This window comes from Paenibacillus diazotrophicus, assembly GCF_042610465.1.
Genome location: NZ_JBGJZN010000002.1, coordinates 355,382 through 373,926, shown reverse-complemented (window position 1 = coordinate 373,926; position 18,545 = coordinate 355,382). Strand labels below are relative to the sequence as shown.

Here is an 18,545-nt window from a genome sequence, read left to right as displayed (position 1 = left end):
CATAGTTTCGTCTTGTCCTCCCCCTTGTTTTAAGATACAATTTGGACAACTTGATTCGATACCTCTAGTCTGGAAAGGATGACCTCTGTGAATCGCTCCCGAATAGCCGATCTCAGTCTGCTGCTGGTGGCGATGATGTGGGGATGTACGTTTCTGATTGTGCAAAGCGCAGTCAAGGTGTTGCCGCCGCTCGCATTTAACAGCATCCGCTTCATAGGTGCCGCCCTACTGCTGGCGCTGATCACCGCCGTTTTCTACCGCCGGGAATGGAGGCTGCTGAGCTGGCGCATGGTAGGACACGCCTTGCTATTGGGCCTGTTTCTGTTCATGGGCTATGCCTTCCAGACAATGGGACTGCTCTATACCACTACATCTAATACCGGATTTATAACCGGGCTGTCCGTAGTGCTCGTCCCTTTCCTGTCGCTGGCGCTGCTTAAGACTCCCATCTCCCGGTATACCTGGTTCAGCGCGGGACTCGCGGTGGCAGGCCTCTACATGCTCACCTTCACCGGCTCCGCGCTGTCCCTGAACAAGGGTGACGCACTGGTCCTGCTATGTGCGGTCGCCTTTGCCCTGCAGGTCGCATATACCGGCGTATATGCTCCGCGTTATCCGGCGCTGCCGCTCGCCACGCTGCAGCTTGCCTTTGTCGGACTGCTCAGCACCCTCGCTTCCCTTGTTGTGGATGGGCCTGCCCCGCTTGCGCACAGCGGGGCACTAGTCCTGAAACCAGAGGTACTGTGGGCACTGCTCGTATCCATCGGACCGACCAGCGCGTTTGCCTTCTGGATCCAGACCGCATGCCAGAAATACACCACCCCCTCCCGGGTGGCGATTATCTTTGCCACAGAGCCGGTATTCGCCGCCCTGACAGGACTGGCGTTTGGCGGGGAATCGCTCGGGGTATCAGCGCTGCTTGGCTGTCTATGTATTCTTGCCGCCATGCTGATAGCCGAGCTAAGCCCAGAGCCTACCCCGGCTGCCGAGGAAAGTGAAGAACCTGGACTGCTGATTTCATCAGACCAGTAATTGGATCAGACAGGCGATTTCATTTGCATTAGTACGCTCCGTTAACTTGATTAGAGAAAGAGCCCAGCCTTAACATAGGCTCACAGCACACTTACTTCAGCGTATCCCGCGGGGTGGAAACACTCACACGGCTGCGCCTACCAAACCATTAGGAGAGAACCTGCATGTACAAATTGATTGCAATCGATATCGACGACACCCTTATTACGGATAAAAAGGAAGTTACCCCTGCCACACAAACCGCGCTGGAACAAGCCGTTGCCGCAGGCGTTGTGGTTACCCTGGCTACCGGACGCGCCTATGCTTCCGCCCAGGCCATCGCCCGCCAGACCGGCTTGAATGTGCCGATTATCACCTACCAGGGCGCACTTGTGAAGAACCTGATGGATGAAAAGGTACTGTACGAGCGCTATGTGCCGCAAGATGCCGTACGGAAGCTGTTCAGCTATTGCGTAGAGCATAACCTGCATTTACAGACTTATATTGATGACAAGCTGTATGCGCGTGAAGAAAATCAAAAGCTGATTGACTATGCCACGCTTAACGGAACTCAATACTTCATTGAGCCGGAGTGGGAGAAGCTTGTTCCGCAAAAAACACCAAAAATGCTGATCATCGACGATCCCGATTTTCTGGATGAACTGTCTCCGATTCTGCGCGAGCTGCTGGGTGATTCCGTGCACATTACGAAATCCAAGCCGCATTTCCTGGAGATCATGCACCACGAAGGCACTAAGGGCCTGGCTCTTGAGTTCCTGGCGGCCCACTTCGGGTGCGATCTGTCCGAGACTATCGCCGTAGGCGATTCCTGGAACGACCACGAAATGCTCGAAGCCGCCGGCCTTGGCGTTGCCATGGCGAACTCGATCCCAGCGCTGAAGGACATTGCCGACTTCATCACCCTCAGCAACAATGAAGACGGTGTGAAATACGCCATCGATAAATTCATCCTGCACACTGTGGAATAGGGAGCATTAGCTTGCACTGCAGCAGCACAAAGGGTGCCTCACTCCGGTTTGAATCCGGCTGTAAGGCACCCTTAGTTGTGTTATAAGACACTTCATAGACTCAATGCAGTTTCATATCTATATTACGAAGATTGCGGGAACCGGTAGGTCCAGAACTGTTCTGTTCCGAACCGGTTCCGGATATCCTCATCCGTCAGCTCCAGGTTCCCCACAAGCTCCGCCGCTTGGAATTGTGTACGGTGCGCCTGTATCGAGGCCATTTTCTTCGCAAGGAATGGAGTCACGTCTACGGTTACATCCGCTTTGCCAATCGCCTGCTCATGATTGCTGGCGAACGCGCTGCAATATACTAGTGGACGCTCTGCCGCAGGGAGCCGGCCAATCGTTCGGATGACAGCCGCTCCGGTGGCATCGTGATCGGGATGCACACTGTATCCTGGATAGAAGGTGATGACCAGTGACGGGGTCAGTTCCTTGAGCAGCGCCATAATCTGAGAGTCCAGAAGTTCCGTGTCTTCGAATTCGATCATTTTATCGTGGAATCCGAGCATTCTTAAGTCCTGGATACCAATCGCAAGGCAGGATGCGGCCAGTTCATCCTTGCGGATTGCCGGCAAGGTGACACGGTTCGCGAACGGTGGAATGCCCATGTTGCGTCCCATCTCTCCTAGGCTCAGACAAGCATAGGTGACCTCGGCACCACTTGCTATGTACATTGATAACGTCCCTGATGCAACAAAAGATTCGTCGTCGGGATGGGGGAGCACAACCAGGATTCGCTGGTGTTCGGCTTGATTATGATTCATAGATGTTTGATCCTCCGCTTTCATCAGAACTTTTCCCGGCTTAGTTGCAAGGCAACAATTAGCTTTCCTTGACTGTCATGCCCTGCCAGGATTAGCCGATCCTTGTCCATTTCATCAATGTGTGTAAGGCCTTCGGCATAAATCCAGCCAAGCGTTGTCTTTAAGCCCACCCGGTATGGACCCGTACCAGAGATGGAACCTTGTGTATACCGGATCACCGCATTGGAGATGAAAGCTGATGCCGGATGCCGGGTACTGTCCAGATGGCTGGCATAGGCCCCTGTCGTAAGTTCAAGGTGTACATAAAGCTCCTGATCGGCAAGCTGATCGATCCGGAACTGGATATCTTCAGGGAGTATCGGCTTCATAGTAGCCTCCTTATTAGGTAGTATGTATTAGTGATAGTTTAACATACGACCCGGGAGAGTAAACAATAGTGGTGGAACCCCACGGTTAATCCGTTGAATTCACTGACCTTAAACTGTTGAATAGCAAAGAAGAATGAAAGGGGAAGGCCTGTATGATTACGCTTAGAACAATCACATTAGAAAACCGGCGTACCATATTCAATCTTGAGGTTTCAGAAGATCAAAACCGCTTCGTGGCGTCCAATCTGTCAAGCGTGGCTTCGTGTTATGTCCTTGCAACCAATGGGGGGCGTCCATTTCCGTTTGCCATTTACGCGGAAGAACAGCCAGTCGGTTTTGTTATGATGACTTATGGAATCACCGGATACGAATTGCCTTCAATTGCTGACGACAGCTATTGCATCTTGAGGCTGATGATCGGCGAGCAATATCAGAACCGGGGCTACGGCCGGGAAGCCATGAAAAAAATCCTTGAATTTATCCGTACCTTTCCGGCCGGCCCCGCACATTATTGTTGGATCCCTTATGAAGCCGATAACCTCATCGCCAAAAGGCTGTATGAAAGCTTTGGCTTCCAAGACAACGGCGAAATCTGCGACAACGAGCCGATAACCGTATTGCGGCTCTGATATGCAGCAAGTCTCAACAGCGTTATTACCGTTCCGATTTTCACCAAGTCTTCCTGGCGCAAGGTCCGCCATTTATCCAATATACATGTCTTCACTGTTCTTTTAGATAATTATCATTGATGTTCATGCTTCTCCCTCAAAATTTTAGTTTTGAGGGAGAAGAACTCCCTGCTTATCCCCATACTCTTCATTCACTGACCTTTCTTCCTGCCCCTCCGCTTCCGCCTGCTCCAGCTGGGAGTTGTAGAGATCATAGTAGCGGCCTTCTGCCGTAAGCAGCTCCTCGTGGCTGCCACGCTCTACAATCTCTCCGTTTTCCATCACCAGAATGACGTCGGCGCTCTGAATCGTTGATAGTCGGTGAGCGATGACAATGGTGGTTTTGTTCTTCATCAGCTTGCGGATAGCCTGCTGCACCATTTTTTCTGCTTCGTTATCGAGCGCAGCCGTGGCTTCATCCAGCAGCAGGATCGGTGCATCCTTCAGCATCGCTCTCGCAATCGAGAGCCGCTGCCGCTGACCACCGGAGAGCCGCGAGCCATGCTCACCTATGTCGGAGTCTACTCCTTCGGGAAGCTCCATTACGAAGTCATAGGCGTTGGCCTGCCGGAGCGCCTCTATGACCTCTTCCTCCGAGGCATCCTGCCTGCCATTGCGTATATTGTCGCGGATACTGCCTGTGTACAGCCCCGATTCCTGCGGTACATAGGCAAAATGGCTTCTAAGTTCCTCCAGACTCATCGCCTGTGCCGCTTTACCATTGATTAAGATTTCGCCTTCGTCCGGGGTGTAGAATCCCAGCAGCAGCTTGAACAAGGTAGACTTTCCGCCTCCGCTCGGCCCGACCACAGCCATCTGCATCCCCTGGGGCAATTCCAGACTCACCTGGTTCAGACTTAGCTTCCCTGCCCCGGGATAACCGAATGTTACCGCCGACAGCCTCAGCTGTTCAAATGCCGGGTGCTGCATTGGTTTCTCAGGCAAAGCCTCTACCTCAGCAGGCGCATCCATCACTTCAAAAATCCGCTGCGCCGCCCCCAGTGACTGCTGCATGGAAGCCACAAGCCCCGGCAGCGCCGAGAATGGCGCAACCAGATAATTCATCAGCTGAATGAATGCGATCATGGCTCCTACCTCAAGTGACCCCTTGGCGACAAAATATCCGGCAATGACCAGAGCCAGCAAAAAGGTGAGATTTCCTAATACAGAAGACAGCGCCCCCGTGGCCCCTTCAATGCGTCCCCGATTCTGCTCTCCGGCATTAATACTGTCACTGTAGCCTCTATACTGCTTCATTAATCTGCGCTCAATCGAAAATGACTTGAATACCATACTGCTGCCCAGTATATCGTTCAGAAATGAAGTCGTCCGGCTCATACTCTCCTGCACCAGCACACTGTTCTTGCGCATCGCTTTGCCAAAAACCTTACCGACCAGATAGAGCAGCGGCCCTATCGCAATGCAGATCAGCGCAAGCAGCCAGTTAATGTAGATCAGATAGGCAAAAGACGCCACAGCCAGCAGCGGATTGCGCAAAAGATCGATCATGACCTGTCCGCAGGCTTCACCAACCGATTGGTTATCACTCGTAAAACGGGACAATAGATCTCCGGAATGATTGCGGTCAAAATAGGACTGCGGCAGTAATAGTGTATGGTCCATCAAATCCAGGCGCAGCTCATTTCTGATCTTGGCGGAAAGACTGATTTTGAGGTAGACACTGAAATAGGTATTCACTCCTACGGTAATCAGGAATAGCACCCCGAACCAGGCGAGTCCAGAGAAAGCCTCCACATCCCGGCGGACCGCCGCATCCGTAATTCTGGCCAGAAACCAGGCCATCGTCAGATCCAGAACAATGCTGAACAATGTGATCAGCAGCAGTACGGAATAGAGCAGCTTGTGCTTCAGCATATATGTACCCAACCTGGAAAAAGCGCCTCTCTTCTTCAAACCATCATCTCCCTCTAAAATTCGGTTCCCCGCACCTTGGCGTACACCATGGAGTCATGCAGTTCCCCGTTTGTGGCCCGGGTGCTTAACCGCAGGATGCCATCCAAGGAATACCCTGCACGCTCTGCAACGGCAGCACTTCTGGTATTAAGTCTACTGCAGCGGATTTCGATCCGGTTCGCCTCAAGCTCCCTTATGGCAAAAGCTGTGACTCCATTCACCGCTTCGGTGATGTATCCATGGCCGGCACTGGAGGTCCGAATCCAATATCCGATCTCAAAACAACGGGCGTCCCAGTCGATATGGTGCAGGCCGGTACAGCCGAGAAAACCCCCTCCCGTCTTGTCAAAAATAAGCATGTTCAATTGGGAGCGGTTCAGAAACTTCAGTCTTGAATCCCTGACAAAGGTTTCCGAATCCGCAAGTGACGGCTGAGTTTGGGCAAAAGGCATCCACGGCTTCAGCTCCTCCAGGCTTTCCCGGATTGCTTCATTAACTGCCGTCCCGTCCCCCCACTGCGGGGCACTCACCCGCAGCCGTTCCGTTTCGAAGAACTCAGGAAAATCCAGCAGGATAGGAACAAATGATTGGGATGTCATAACAGCAATAGCCTCCTGTTCAAATGAGTTTGATTTTCAAATTTCCACCAAATAAACCATAGAATATTTCCATTATATAGACGGATACCTTTCCTAGAAAGGTTAATTAATCCGCAGGAGCTGATTATATTAAAGGAATTCCATATAAAAAAACCGCCTTCCGGTTGCAGGTAGGCGGTTATCCCTCGTATACAAATACTGATCATTCCTGCGTCTCACTCTCTTCCCAGGCCATACGGGCCAGTGGAAACGGAGATATTGCCCGCTCCAGAATACCTTGGACATAGGCAATCACGATGCCGTAATTGACAATAGGCACCCCTGCGCCAAGCGCCTGCTCTTCCCGCCATAGCATCTGCCTGCGGCTGAGCATACAGCCGCCACAGTGAACAATAAGCGAGTAGTCCTCCAGACGATCCGGGAACTTCATGCCGCTGGTGAACTCGAATTGCAGCTGCTTGCCGGTGGCCTGGCGGATCCAGCGCGGGATTTTTACTTTGCCGATATCATCTGCCTGTTCGTGATGGGTGCAGGCCTCGGCAATGAGCACTCTGTCACCATGCTGCAATCTGTCGATGGCACGTGCGCCCCTCACCATCTCATCCAGATTACCTTTGTGCCGGGCAAACAGGATAGAGAAGGACGTCAGAGGAATGTCCCGGGGCGTATCTGCTGCAGCCTTCAGGAATACCTGTGAATCTGTGACCACCAGCCGCGGCTTCTTGCCGAGACTCTCCAGGGTTTCCTTCAGCTCGAATTCCTTGGTAACCACCGCAATGGCGTCGCTCTCCAGCAGGTCACGGATGGTCTGCTGCTGCGGCAGGATCAATCTGCCTTTGGGGGCTGCCCGGTCAATCGGAACCACCAGGACGACCAAGTCTCCCGGAGAGACCAAATCACCGATTATACGGAATTTATCCTCGGTATCGGGTACTGCCGCAATCAGCGCCTTCATCAGCTTGCTGATCCCCTGCTGTTGAAGTGCAGATACAGGGATCACTTTACAGCCCAGTTCCTGCTCCACCCTGCTAACCTGAGCTCCAAGTTCTTCAGCAGGGCAAGAATCTTGGCCAGCTAACAAATCGATTTTATTCAAAATGCCTATAGCCGGGATGCCCTTGCTACGAACGCTCTCTGCAATCTGCAGGTCACATGAGGTCACACCGCAGGCAGCATCAACAACGATCAGGGCCATATCGGATTTGTTAAGAACCTCCAATGTTTTCTGTTTCCTCAGCTCCCCCAGCTCTCCTGCCTCATCCAGACCAGCAGTATCAATAAATACAACCGGCCCGAGAGGCAGCAGCTCCATCGCTTTATACACGGGATCTGTTGTCGTTCCTTTGACGGGTGACACGACTGCTGCTTCCTGTTTGGTGATGGCGTTGATCAGACTTGATTTGCCTGCGTTACTCCTGCCAAACAGGGCGATGTGCAGGCGATTCGAGCGCGGGGTATGGTTCACACTCATACGGCTCTCTCCTCCCCCCGGCGGCTAGCGCGGGTCCGTATTTATTTGCCGGGTACACCCGGTCTGGTCACTTGGCAGGGATTCAGGATCTGGGTGATCTCAGCCTCCGTGAGAAGCTGCTTCTCCGTCAGCACCTGCTGCACCGTTTTACCCTCTTGGCTTGCCTGCTTGGCTACCTCCGCACTTTTCTCGTAACCGATGTGATGGATTAACGCAGCTGCGAGTACGGAGGAGTTCATCACATGGTCGTGACACTGCTGCTCACAAATACTGATGCCACGGATACAGCGCTCTTCGAACAGCCTTACGGCGTTTGCCAGAATCTCCAGGGACTCCAAGAGTGCATCCGCGATCAGCGGCATGAATGCATTCAGCTCCAGTTGGCCGCCCGCAGCGGCCATCGTTACAGCCGTATCATTGGCAATGACACGCATCGCAACAAGTCCCGCCATCTCTGCCATGACCGGATTGACTTTACCCGGCATAATCGAGGAGCCTGCCTGCACCGCCGGCAATTCAAGCTCCCCCAGGCCCCCAACGGGTCCGCTGGCCAGAAGACGCAGATCTCCTGATATTTTCAAAAGATTAATAGAAGCAGCCTTCAGCAGCCCCGATACTTCAGCGAACACATCCATGTTCTGTGTAGGGTCCATCGGATATTCGCTCCGGGCCAGCCCGTAGCCGGTCAAATCCTGCAAAATATCAGTCATCAAAAATGTATATTTAACCGGTGCATTAAGGCCTGTTCCAATGGCAGTTCCTCCAATGTTAATTTCCCTGAGCCGCTCCTCCACTTTGTACAGCCGCCAGCGGTCCCGGGCTACCGCCTTGGCATAGGCTCCGAAGCTCTGCCCTGCCATCATCGGCAAGGCATCCATGAGCTCCGTACGGCCCAGCTTGAGCACATCTGCGAAGGCATGTTCTTTCTCCTGGAGGGCTTCCTGCAAGGAGGCTAAAGCTTGGCTCAGCTGCCGAACCCGACCGATAGCGGCAATTCTTAGTGCGGTTGGATAGACATCATTGGTAGATTGGCAGCAGTTGACATGATCGAGCGGATGAACCTGTGAATAGTCTCCCCGCTCACCGCCCATAAGGTCAATGGCACGGTTAGCGATGACTTCGTTCACATTCATATTAGTTGATGTACCGGCTCCGCCCTGCATGGCATCTACAGTGAATTGCTCCCTGTGGGCACCGGCCAGAAGCTCGTCACAGGTCTGCACAATCGCAAGGGCTATCGCTGCCGGGTAGGTATTCAGCTGCAAATGGGCCAGCGCCGCAGCTTTCTTCACCGTCACCAGGCCATGAAGCAGATGCGTATTAACCGTTCTGCCGCTTACAGCGAAATTGTCCATGGCCCGCGCGGTATGAATACCGTAATAAGCAGCCGCTGGTATATCCTTTGTACCTAAGGCATCCTGTTCAATACGGAGAGATTCCCTCGATTTATCCATCTTTTCAAGTCCGCCTTATACCGCTCAAGCCTTCACTTGCAGGATTTCCAGCACACGCGGCAGAATTCCATTGAAATAGGCAAAAGCGATGCCATAGTTGGTAATAGGCACGCCTTGCACCCCTGAACTCTGCAGCCGCATCATCAGCTGCTTGCGATTAAAGATACAGCCTCCACAGTGAACGATCAGCTTATATGCGGAGATGTCAGCAGGGAAATCGGGTCCTACACTCGTCGTGATATCCAGAGCGCCGCCAGCAATTTCCTGAAGCTTGGCCTTGACCAGCACACGGTCGATCTCTCCGTTATGCGGGTGATGGATACACGCTTCTGACAGAAGGACCTTATCTCCAGGCTTCAAGGTTGATATCATCCCGGCACCGGCCACAAAGGTATCTAAATCCCCCTTAAACCGCGCCATCAGAATCGCAAAGGTGGTTAATGGTACACTCGCGGGTATGATCTCGTTCACTTTGTCAAAGACCTGTGAATCTGTAATTACAAGGTCTGGCAACTTATTCAAGCGCGAGAGCAGCTCTGGCAGTTCTTCTTCGGTGACCGACACAGCCATAGCGTGATGATCAAGCAGATCACGAAGAATTTGCTGTTGCGAGGCAACCAGCCGGTATTTAGGGGCAGGTATCATCTCAGGCATCACCATAACGACCAGATCCGCCGGGTTCACCAGATCACCCACTATGCTGTTTCGCTCAAACTCGGCAGGAGCAAAATCACTCAAGGCATGGCGTAAACTTCCAAGGTTAGTGTTTCGCTTCACGCTGATCTTCACGATGGGGATATTCAGTCCCGTCTTTAAAGAATCAATATCTACATAATGATCGTCAATTTTGGCGATAACCCCGATGACAGGAATATTCCGTTTAGCCAGTTCGTGTACCCATTCCTTCTCCAGCTTGTAATCACCAGGCTCATCCGAGAAGATCATGATCCCCAGATCGGTTAAATCCATAACCTCTCTTGTCCTTTGAACCCGGAAGAGGTCCGAATCATCAATTCCGGCTGTATCAACGATAATGGCGGTCCCTATATTTTTAATATCCAAATATTGAAATACCGGTTCTATGGTCGTTCCCGGCAAATCGCTAACCAGCAAGGTTGATTTCCCTGTGAGCGCGTTGATCAGACTGGATTTACCGGAATTTCTTCTGCCAAAAACAGCTATATGCATTTTGTTCGATTGTGGAGTAAATTGCATAGCGATTCTCTCCTTAAAAATACAATTTTAGAAACGCAAATCCCGTTCGCCATTTTCGATGCGCTGGAGCCGGTTAATCGTTGCTTTTCTCGCGGCTTCCTTCGGAATATCCTCAAGCCCCTTGCGGATGATCTCTTCCCCTAAGGTACGGGTTTCTTCGTCTGCATAATCAAGCAAATATTCCTTAAAAGTTAACAGAGAGTTCGGCTGGCAGATATTATGAATCTGACCGGATTTAGCAAGTCTCATAAAGCGGTCACCTGTACGTCCTTCCCGATAGCAAGCTGTGCAATAGCTGGGAACATATCCATCCTGGCACAGTCCACGGATAATCTCTTCTGGTGAACGATGATCACTGACTTCGAATTGCGGCTTCTCTTTTGGCTCACCTGAGGTTCCCTGCTTGCTCTCCATGTAGCCACCGACACCCGTACTGGAGCCCGCGCTCACTTGGGAAATCCCAAGCTGGATCACCTCGTCACGGAATGACGGTTCTTCACGGGTGGAGAGGATCATCCCGGCATAGGGAACAGCCAAGCGCAAAATGGCAACAAGCTTCTTGAAATCCTCATCCTTCACCAAATGCGGATAGGTTTCCAAATTCACATTCGCCGCCTCACGCAGTCTGGGAACGGATACGGTGTGAGGGCCGACGCCAAACCTCTCCTCCAAGTGCTCAGCATGCATCAGCATAGCGATTGTATCGTACTTATGGTCATAGAGGCCGTAGAGAACGCCTATACCCACATCATCAATCCCCCCCATTTGAGCACGATCCATGGCCGTGGTATGCCAGTCGTAATCTCTCTTGGGTCCTTGGTGATGCATAGCAGCATAAGTGGGTCTATGATACGTCTCCTGGAATAAAATATAGGTCCCGATCTCCGCATCCCTAAGCTTCGTGTAATCCTCGATTGTGGTAGCTGCAATGTTAATATTCACGCGACGAATGCTGCCATTATCCACCTTCACGGAATAAATCGTCTTGATCGATTCGACGACATAGTCAATATCACAGTTCACTTGATCTTCTCCTGCTTCGACAACAAGCCGTTTGTGACCTAATTCCTGCAGCACACGGACTTCATCCGCCAATTCATCCATACTGAGCTTCCGCCGCTGGAAATCACTGTTGCTGTGTTTATATCCGCAGTACTCGCAATTATTAACGCAGTAGTTGCTTATATATAATGGAGCGAATAATACAATACGATTGCCGTAAATTTTCTCTTTAATAACCTTCGCAGATCGGTTAATCTCACCCAGCACCTCTGTATCTGTAACTTCAAGAAGTACAGCTGCCTCCCGGTGGGTAAGTCCCTTGCACGCTCTTGCTTTCTCTAAAATAGCCTGGACATAGGCTTGATCGCCTGCCCTCACTTTAGCTTCTTCCAGACTGAGCAGGATTTCCTCGTCATTGATAAAATCAGCTGATTCCCAATCTTGCCGCAACTTTGTCAACCTCCTCAAAGTTTTGTACTACGGAAGCATAGGCCTAGAACTTGGAGCGCGCCACGTAATGCGTATGCAGCAGTTCGTGCGCAAGGTGACTACTAGGCTCCTCTAAGAACTCTTCATAAAGAGCTTTTATATAAGGATTGTTATGCGATTTACGAACCGTTTGGGCCTCATCTTCCGTGTAGATGGCTTTCGCGCGTTCAGCCTTAATATCAATCCGCTCAGAGGTTTTCGCATCCACGATGGGCTGACCCCCGCCCGTAATACAGCCACCGGGGCAGGCCATTACTTCTATGAACTCATAGCTTTTTTCACCACGTTCCATCGCTTCCATCAGCTCACGCGCATGTCCGAGACCATGAACAACAGCCGTACGAATCTTCTGGCCATTAGGCAGCTCGATGACATTTTCTCTGATTCCATCCATTCCCCGGACAGCAGTGTATTCGATAGTCTCTAGTTCCTTACCTGAGGTTATTTCGAATACGGTACGAAGCGCAGCTTCTGCAACACCACCGGTTGCACCGAAGATAACGCCAGCACCTGAGCCCTCACCAATCGGATTATCGAACGCTTCATCCTTCAGGTTAACAAAGTCGATACCCGCTTCTTTGATCATTGCTGCAAGCTCGCGGGTTGTCAGTACCCGATCGACATCCTGCAGCCCTTCCCTCGACAGCTCTTCCCGGGCACCCTCAAACTTCTTAGCGGTACAAGGCATAATCGAGACGACGACAATATTCTTCGGATCGATCCCCATTTTCTGAGCGAAAAAGGATTTAACGATGGCCCCTTCCATTTCATGCGGTGATTTGCAGGTGGATAGGTTATCGAGCCTGTCAGGGAAGTTATGCTCCATAAATTTCACCCAGCCGGGGCAGCAGGAGGTCATAAGCGGCAGGTTCTGCCCGCTGTTGAGACGGGAGATGAGTTCCGTACCTTCTTCCATAATCGTAAGGTCAGCAGCAAAGTTCGAGTCGAATACTTTATCAAATCCAAGCTTCCGAAGTGCTGCCACCATTTTACCGGTTACGCGAGTCCCCACAGGCATCCCGAATTCTTCTCCAAGTGCAACTCGTACGGCAGGTGCTGTCTGCACAACAACATATTTACCTGGTTCTGCAAGATCATTCCACACCTCATTAATGCTCTCATGCTCACTAAGAGCGCCTACGGGGCAAGCCATAATGCACTGGCCACAGTTGACACAGGTTGATTCCGCAAGTGAACGACCGAACGCAGTCGAGATCACCGTATCAAAACCGCGTCTCGCGAAGCCGATAGCCCCTACAGTCTGCATAGTTCCACAAGCCCCGACACAGCGGCCGCAAAGGATACATTTAGATGCGTCACGAACAATTGCCGGGGAAGTGTAGTCTTTCTCTTGGCTGGACTTTTCACCCATGTAAGTCACTTGGCGGATATTAAGATCGCTCGATACGGATTGCAGCTCACACCCCCCGCTACGGGAGCAACTGAGACATTCCTGGTCATGATCGGACAGTAACAGTTCTATGGAAGCTTTACGGGCATCCCGGATTTTCTTGGTGTTCGTCCGAATGTTCATGCCTTCCTCCGCCATCAGCGTACAAGAAGCAATAAGCCTTGGACCCACTTCAACCACGCACACACGGCAGCTGGAAGAGTGGTTAATTCCTTTCAAATAACACAGGGAAGGGATATGAATGCCCTGATCACGGGCCGCTTCAAGAACAGTTGTCCCTTTGGAAACTTCTGCTTCGATGCCATCAATCATAATTTTTATGGTATTCAACTTGGTCACTCCCATCGTCAGACTATCGCTACGGCATTGAACTTACATACATCGAAGCAGACACCGCACTTGATACAGGCTACCGTGTCGATGACAAACGGTTCCTTCATTTCACCGGAAATCGCATCATTGGGACACTTTTTGGCACAAAGGCTGCAGCCCCGGCACAGATCAGGATCGATCTGATAAGATATCAGCGATTTGCAGACGCCGGACGGACATTTTCTATCGACAATATGTGAGATATATTCTTCGCGGAAATACTTGATCGTAGACAATACCGGATTCGGTGCGGTCTGGCCCAGGGCACACAGGGAAGCGTTCTTGATCTGAACCGAAAGATTCTCAAGCTTCTCGAGATCCTCCATGCTTCCTTTACCTTCGGTGATCTTATCCAGCAGCTCCAACAGACGTTTGGTGCCTATGCGGCAAGGCGTACATTTCCCGCAGGACTCATCGCGTGTGAAGTCCAGATAGAAGCGGGCAACGTCGACCATACAGGTATCTTCGTCCATGATGATCATGCCGCCTGAGCCCATCATCGAACCGAGACTGGTCAGTGTATCAAAATCTATGGTGCAGTCCAGGTGCTCTTCTGTCAGACAGCCACCAGAAGGCCCGCCGGTCTGTACAGCCTTGAATTTTTTCCCATCTGGAATACCGCCGCCAATTTCAAAGATAACCTCCCGCAGAGTTATGCCCATTGGAACTTCAACCAGGCCAGTGTTGACGACTTTTCCGCCTAGAGCAAATACTTTAGTGCCTTTCGACTTCTCGGTTCCGATACTTGCATACCACTGCGCACCTTTAAGAATAATCTGGGCGACGTTAGCCAGTGTTTCAACATTATTGATAATCGTCGGCTGGCCCCACAGGCCTTCTACAGCCGGGAATGGCGGTTTGGGCGTTGGCATTCCCCGGTGGCCTTCAATGGAGTGAATCAAAGCCGTTTCTTCCCCGCAGACAAAAGCTCCGGCACCCAGCCGTACATCAATGTTAAAAGTAAAGCCGGTTCCAAGTATGTTATCACCGAGCAACTCATACTCACGGGCTTGTTCAAGCGCTTTCATAAAACGCTTAACAGCGATTGGATATTCTGCACGAACATAGATGAAGCCTTGGTTCGAACCAATGGCATAACCGGCAATCGCCATCGCCTCTATGACCGAGTGAGGATTGCCTTCGAGGATCGAGCGGTCCATAAATGCCCCTGGGTCTCCTTCGTCTGCATTACAAATGACATACTTCTGTTCCTTATCCTGCTTCGCTGCAAATTCCCACTTCAGACCCGTGTTGAATCCGCCGCCTCCGCGTCCCCGAAGACCGGATTGCTTCATCGTATCAATAACCTCTTGGCAGCTCATGGTCTTCAGCACTTGGTCAAGGGCTTTATAGCCATCACTGCCGATATACTCATCAATATTCTCGGGGTCAATAACTCCGCAGTTGTGCAGAGCGATCCGCACTTGTTTTTTGTAGAATTCCGTTTCCTCAAAGTTCAGGATTTCGCCGTCCTGCTTGGTCTTCTCGTAGATTTTCTTATCATACGGTTTGCCATGGAGCAGATGCTCTTCAACCAGCTTCGGAATATCCTTAACCTCTACGCGGCTGTAAAAAATCCCTTCCGGGTATACGATGACGACCGGACCCAGCTCGCAGAGGCCGAAGCATCCTGTACGCACGACTTCCACCTGTTCCTGAATGCCATGACTTTCTATTACTTGGTTTAATTCGGCGATGATCATATTGGAATCCGACGATGTACACCCCGTGCCCCCGCACACCATCACGGATCTGAACTTGATGGAATCAGCGGATTCTCCGGTGATTTTCCGGTTATTGAGACGGCCCTGCGTGAGCGTTCTGATGGCATCAAGATCCGTTAAAAGCTTCATACCCATACCTCCTGTATCAATTGCGCTAGAGGCGCAAGATGATCATTTGTATTCGTTCAGAATTTTCGGAATGTTATTGGAAACCAGACGTCCATGTACTTTCTCACCAATGGTCATGACCGGCGCAAGGCCGCATGCCCCAAGGCAGCGGGTCGCTTCAAGAGTGAACTTGTTGTCCGCTGTAGTTCCTTGTACAGGTACTTTAAGTTCCGTGCTCAGACGGTCAAGCACAGCTTGTGCGCCCTTGATATAGCAGGCTGTGCCGAGGCACACATGGATCACATTCTCCCCCTTTGGGGTTAGCGAAAAGAAATGATAAAACGAGGCCACACCATAGATTTCACTCATAGGTAAGTTCAGCTCCGTGGATACGATCTGGAGCACATGCTCCGGCAGGTAGCCGTAGATATCCTGAATTTCATGGAGCACAGGGATCAAGGCTCCTTTGATTGCTTTGAACTGCACGATAGCAGACTGTACCTTCATAAGCTTCTCGTCAGCTTCAGCTACGTTTACACTGCAACTATTTTGTTGATGTTCCATTAAGAACGCTCCCTCTGTATTAGAGTGGTATTCATTTGCGGGGAAGAGGCCGAAGCCCTTGAACTATCGGCCTCCGTAGTACCAGCCCTAGAGCAGCGAACTCTCGTGTCTGAGCTTCAAGCGGCTCCAGCGGCGCTCAATCTCGGCTTCGAAGTTTTGCAGCAGCTCCTCATCCTTCAGCAGATGTTTGGTCTTGCCCATTCCCTTCAGCCATTCCACTACCGGGATACGCTTGCCTTTCAATTCCGGATTGTATGTGATATTGGTGAGGCCTTGCTCAATTTCATATAGCGGGAAGAAGCAGGAATCTACAGCCGCCTTCACCAGGTCATAGCCGCTATGGTCAGAGGTTTTCCAGTTCAGCGGGCAGGCGCAGAGAATTTTGCCGTAGGCCGTACCTACGTTATTGGCGTACCACTGTGCTTTAGCTGCTTTTTGCAGCAAATCCTGAGGATTGGATTCAGCACCAGTGAACACATAAGGGATGTTGCAAGCCGCCAGAATTTGAGCCGTATCCTTGTGATGCCCCTTCTTGCCTTTTTGGGTTTTACCGACACCGGAGGTGCTGGTCATATGTCCCATTGGCGTGGAATAGGACAGTTGGGAACCGGTGTTCATATAACCCTCATTATCGTACTCAAGAATGATCATCTTATGGTTGCGAAGTGCCGCACCAACGGTTGCACCCATCCCGATATCCATACCCCCGTCACCGGATACCATCACGAAGGTAACATCGTCACTAACCTGAACTTCGCCGCGCCGCTTCAATTCATAGAAGGCATCAACCATACCGGCTAAGGTAGCTGCACCATTCTGGAACAGATTGTGGACAAAGGTTTGTTTATGAGAAGAGTACGGATAACTTGCTGTTACAACATACGCGCATCCCGTTTGGAACAAGACAACCATATCACCTTCAATTCCCTTGAAAAACAGCTCCAGGGCGGAGAGCGCACCACATCCCGGACATGCGCCATGTCCAGAAGCCAGACGATGCGGCTTCACAGTCAATTGACTGAGTGGCGGAAGCTTAACTTTCAACAAACCGGTATCTTCGTTTTGGGTGACCGTGATCAGGCCGGTTTTAAAGGCATCCCCATGCATCGGTTCGATTACCGGAACAAGAGCATCCTTTTCTTCACCAGGGTAGTATCCATGATAGTCAAAAGGTTTCTCCGCATAGCCTTTTTCTGCCGCCTCTATCGCCAATTTAAAGAATGCTTCTGCATCGTCAGCATAGAAGTCTTTACCGCCCAGACCAAAGATACGGGAGAGGATGATTGTCTTGTTCTCAGGATCTACTTGCAGGGCGGAACGAATTTCGTGAGTCAGGTTGCCGCCCTGGGCACCATAAGAATCCGCGCGCTCACCTACAAGCAGTGCCTTGACGTTCTTCAGTGCTTTGCGCAGCTGTTCGGTAGGGAACGGACGGATGATATTGGGACGAACTAACCCTGCTTTGATGCCTTTGGCGCGCAGAGCGTCAACGGTATCCTTGGCTGACTCACCTGCCGAGTTGAGCAGAAACACAGCTACTTCAGCATCATCCATACGATACAGGTCGAGAACCGGATATTCGCGCCCTGACAAGAGTGCATATTCCCGGGCGACTTCCTCGTAAACCTCGCCCGCTTTTTCAAGCGCTACTGATAGCTGATAGTGGTTATTCAGCAGGTCATCTCCACCCATATGTGCACCAATGGTTACCGGATGGGAAGGATCGGAGACGTTCGGATAATTGTGATTCGGATTCGGGCCTACAAAATTCTGTACGACTTCGTTCTCTTTGAAATATTGGACTTTGCGTTTTTGGTGGGATGTGAAGAAGCCGTCATAAGCAACGATAACAGGTAGACGCACTTCAGAATGCTCAGCAATTCTGAGTGCCATGATGTTCATGTCATATACTGCTTGCGGTGTACTGGCAGTTAGGATGACCCAGCCTACATTAAGACCATAATACAAGTCAGAGTGATCCCCACGAATATCAAGCGGTCCACTGATTGCACGGGTTACGAGGTTAAGGACCATTGGGAAGCGTGTCCCGGATTGGGTGGGGAGCTGCTCTAGCATATACAGAAATCCCTGAGAACTGGTGGCGTTGATGACCCGTGCACCCGCCATAGCCGCACCATAGCATATCCCCGCAGAACCATGCTCACCATCTGCTGCAATCAGCTCTATATCGTGTAACCCGCGGGCTTTCATCTGATCCAGGTACTGAGCTACTTCCGTGGAGGGCGTAATCGGAAAATATCCCATGATATGATAATTGATTTGAGCTGCTGCTGTAGCAGCCATTTCATTTCCGGATTCGAAGTGTGTGACTTGCTCAGCAAGTTTAACCTCATTCAATTGATTTTCAACTACAGCCATT

15 protein-coding genes are annotated in these 18,545 nt (G+C 51.1%); 3 read left to right on the top strand and 12 right to left on the bottom strand.

Features of this window, described 5'->3' with window-relative positions:
• Positions 1-87 precede the first annotated feature (87 nt).
• Both ACAN54_RS13020 and ACAN54_RS13015 read left to right on the top strand, forming a co-directional pair.
• The gene (locus ACAN54_RS13020) at positions 88-1,032 is read left to right on the top strand and encodes a DMT family transporter (protein ID WP_379155143.1); all 945 of its coding nucleotides are present in this window, start codon (positions 88-90) and stop codon (positions 1,030-1,032) included.
• A gap of 164 nt (positions 1,033-1,196) precedes the next feature.
• Positions 1,197-2,000 (top strand): Cof-type HAD-IIB family hydrolase, encoded by an 804-nt coding sequence (locus ACAN54_RS13015; protein ID WP_379155140.1) that lies wholly within the window; start codon positions 1,197-1,199, stop codon positions 1,998-2,000.
• Between the two features lie 122 nt (positions 2,001-2,122).
• Here the strand turns inward: ACAN54_RS13015 and bshB2 are convergent, their stop codons facing one another.
• Both bshB2 and ACAN54_RS13005 read right to left on the bottom strand, forming a co-directional pair.
• Positions 2,123-2,806, bottom strand: a complete 684-nt coding sequence (gene bshB2, locus ACAN54_RS13010; protein WP_379155137.1) for a bacillithiol biosynthesis deacetylase BshB2 — start codon at positions 2,804-2,806, stop codon at positions 2,123-2,125.
• A gap of 23 nt (positions 2,807-2,829) precedes the next feature.
• Positions 2,830-3,174 carry a YojF family protein gene (locus ACAN54_RS13005; RefSeq protein ID WP_379155134.1) on the bottom strand — a complete coding sequence of 115 codons (345 nt, stop codon included), beginning with the start codon at positions 3,172-3,174 and terminating at the stop codon, positions 2,830-2,832.
• 152 nt (positions 3,175-3,326) lie between these two features.
• Between ACAN54_RS13005 and ACAN54_RS13000 the strand changes: the two genes are divergently transcribed.
• Positions 3,327-3,803, top strand: a complete 477-nt coding sequence (locus ACAN54_RS13000; protein ID WP_379155131.1) for a GNAT family N-acetyltransferase — start codon at positions 3,327-3,329, stop codon at positions 3,801-3,803.
• Positions 3,804-3,947: 144 nt separating this feature from the next.
• Here the strand turns inward: ACAN54_RS13000 and ACAN54_RS12995 are convergent, their stop codons facing one another.
• The 10 genes from ACAN54_RS12995 to ACAN54_RS12950 form a co-directional block, all read right to left on the bottom strand.
• The gene (locus ACAN54_RS12995) at positions 3,948-5,756 is read right to left on the bottom strand and encodes an ABC transporter ATP-binding protein (protein WP_379155128.1); all 1,809 of its coding nucleotides are present in this window, start codon (positions 5,754-5,756) and stop codon (positions 3,948-3,950) included.
• Positions 5,757-5,770: 14 nt separating this feature from the next.
• Complete coding sequence (locus ACAN54_RS12990) at positions 5,771-6,355, bottom strand: GNAT family N-acetyltransferase (protein ID WP_379155124.1); 585 nt, start codon at positions 6,353-6,355, stop codon at positions 5,771-5,773.
• A gap of 202 nt (positions 6,356-6,557) precedes the next feature.
• Positions 6,558-7,826 (bottom strand): [FeFe] hydrogenase H-cluster maturation GTPase HydF, encoded by a 1,269-nt coding sequence (hydF, locus tag ACAN54_RS12985; protein ID WP_379155121.1) that lies wholly within the window; start codon positions 7,824-7,826, stop codon positions 6,558-6,560.
• A gap of 41 nt (positions 7,827-7,867) precedes the next feature.
• The gene (locus ACAN54_RS12980) at positions 7,868-9,280 is read right to left on the bottom strand and encodes an aspartate ammonia-lyase (protein ID WP_379155118.1); all 1,413 of its coding nucleotides are present in this window, start codon (positions 9,278-9,280) and stop codon (positions 7,868-7,870) included.
• A gap of 24 nt (positions 9,281-9,304) precedes the next feature.
• Positions 9,305-10,495 carry a [FeFe] hydrogenase H-cluster maturation GTPase HydF gene (hydF, locus tag ACAN54_RS12975; RefSeq protein ID WP_379155115.1) on the bottom strand — a complete coding sequence of 397 codons (1,191 nt, stop codon included), beginning with the start codon at positions 10,493-10,495 and terminating at the stop codon, positions 9,305-9,307.
• 27 nt (positions 10,496-10,522) lie between these two features.
• Positions 10,523-11,947, bottom strand: coding sequence for a [FeFe] hydrogenase H-cluster radical SAM maturase HydG (gene hydG, locus ACAN54_RS12970; protein WP_379155112.1), 1,425 nt, complete (start codon positions 11,945-11,947; stop codon positions 10,523-10,525).
• Between the two features lie 43 nt (positions 11,948-11,990).
• Entirely contained in the window at positions 11,991-13,736 is a 1,746-nt protein-coding gene (locus ACAN54_RS12965; RefSeq protein WP_379155109.1) for an NADH-dependent [FeFe] hydrogenase, group A6, read from the bottom strand.
• Between the two features lie 8 nt (positions 13,737-13,744).
• Complete coding sequence (gene nuoF, locus ACAN54_RS12960; protein WP_379155106.1) at positions 13,745-15,622, bottom strand: NADH-quinone oxidoreductase subunit NuoF; 1,878 nt, start codon at positions 15,620-15,622, stop codon at positions 13,745-13,747.
• 42 nt (positions 15,623-15,664) lie between these two features.
• A complete protein-coding gene (locus ACAN54_RS12955; RefSeq protein ID WP_379155103.1) occupies positions 15,665-16,165 on the bottom strand; it encodes an NADH-quinone oxidoreductase subunit NuoE family protein in 501 nt (166 codons plus the stop codon).
• Between the two features lie 87 nt (positions 16,166-16,252).
• Positions 16,253-18,544, bottom strand: coding sequence for a thiamine pyrophosphate-dependent enzyme (locus ACAN54_RS12950; RefSeq protein WP_379155101.1), 2,292 nt, complete (start codon positions 18,542-18,544; stop codon positions 16,253-16,255).
• Position 18,545: the final 1 nt, after the last annotated feature.

Coding starts and splice junctions, on each gene's coding strand:
- nuoF (WP_379155106.1), bottom strand. CDS start 15,622: ATGAAGCTTTTAACGGATCTTGATGCCATCAGAACGCTCACGCAGGGC.
- ACAN54_RS12950 (WP_379155101.1), bottom strand. CDS start 18,544: ATGGCTGTAGTTGAAAATCAATTGAATGAGGTTAAACTTGCTGAGCAA.
- ACAN54_RS12990 (WP_379155124.1), bottom strand. CDS start 6,355: ATGACATCCCAATCATTTGTTCCTATCCTGCTGGATTTTCCTGAGTTC.
- hydF (WP_379155121.1), bottom strand. CDS start 7,826: ATGAGTGTGAACCATACCCCGCGCTCGAATCGCCTGCACATCGCCCTG.
- hydF (WP_379155115.1), bottom strand. CDS start 10,495: ATGCAATTTACTCCACAATCGAACAAAATGCATATAGCTGTTTTTGGC.
- ACAN54_RS12980 (WP_379155118.1), bottom strand. CDS start 9,280: ATGGATAAATCGAGGGAATCTCTCCGTATTGAACAGGATGCCTTAGGT.
- bshB2 (WP_379155137.1), bottom strand. CDS start 2,806: ATGAATCATAATCAAGCCGAACACCAGCGAATCCTGGTTGTGCTCCCC.
- ACAN54_RS13015 (WP_379155140.1), top strand. CDS start 1,197: ATGTACAAATTGATTGCAATCGATATCGACGACACCCTTATTACGGAT.
- ACAN54_RS13000 (WP_379155131.1), top strand. CDS start 3,327: ATGATTACGCTTAGAACAATCACATTAGAAAACCGGCGTACCATATTC.
- ACAN54_RS13005 (WP_379155134.1), bottom strand. CDS start 3,174: ATGAAGCCGATACTCCCTGAAGATATCCAGTTCCGGATCGATCAGCTT.
- ACAN54_RS12955 (WP_379155103.1), bottom strand. CDS start 16,165: ATGGAACATCAACAAAATAGTTGCAGTGTAAACGTAGCTGAAGCTGAC.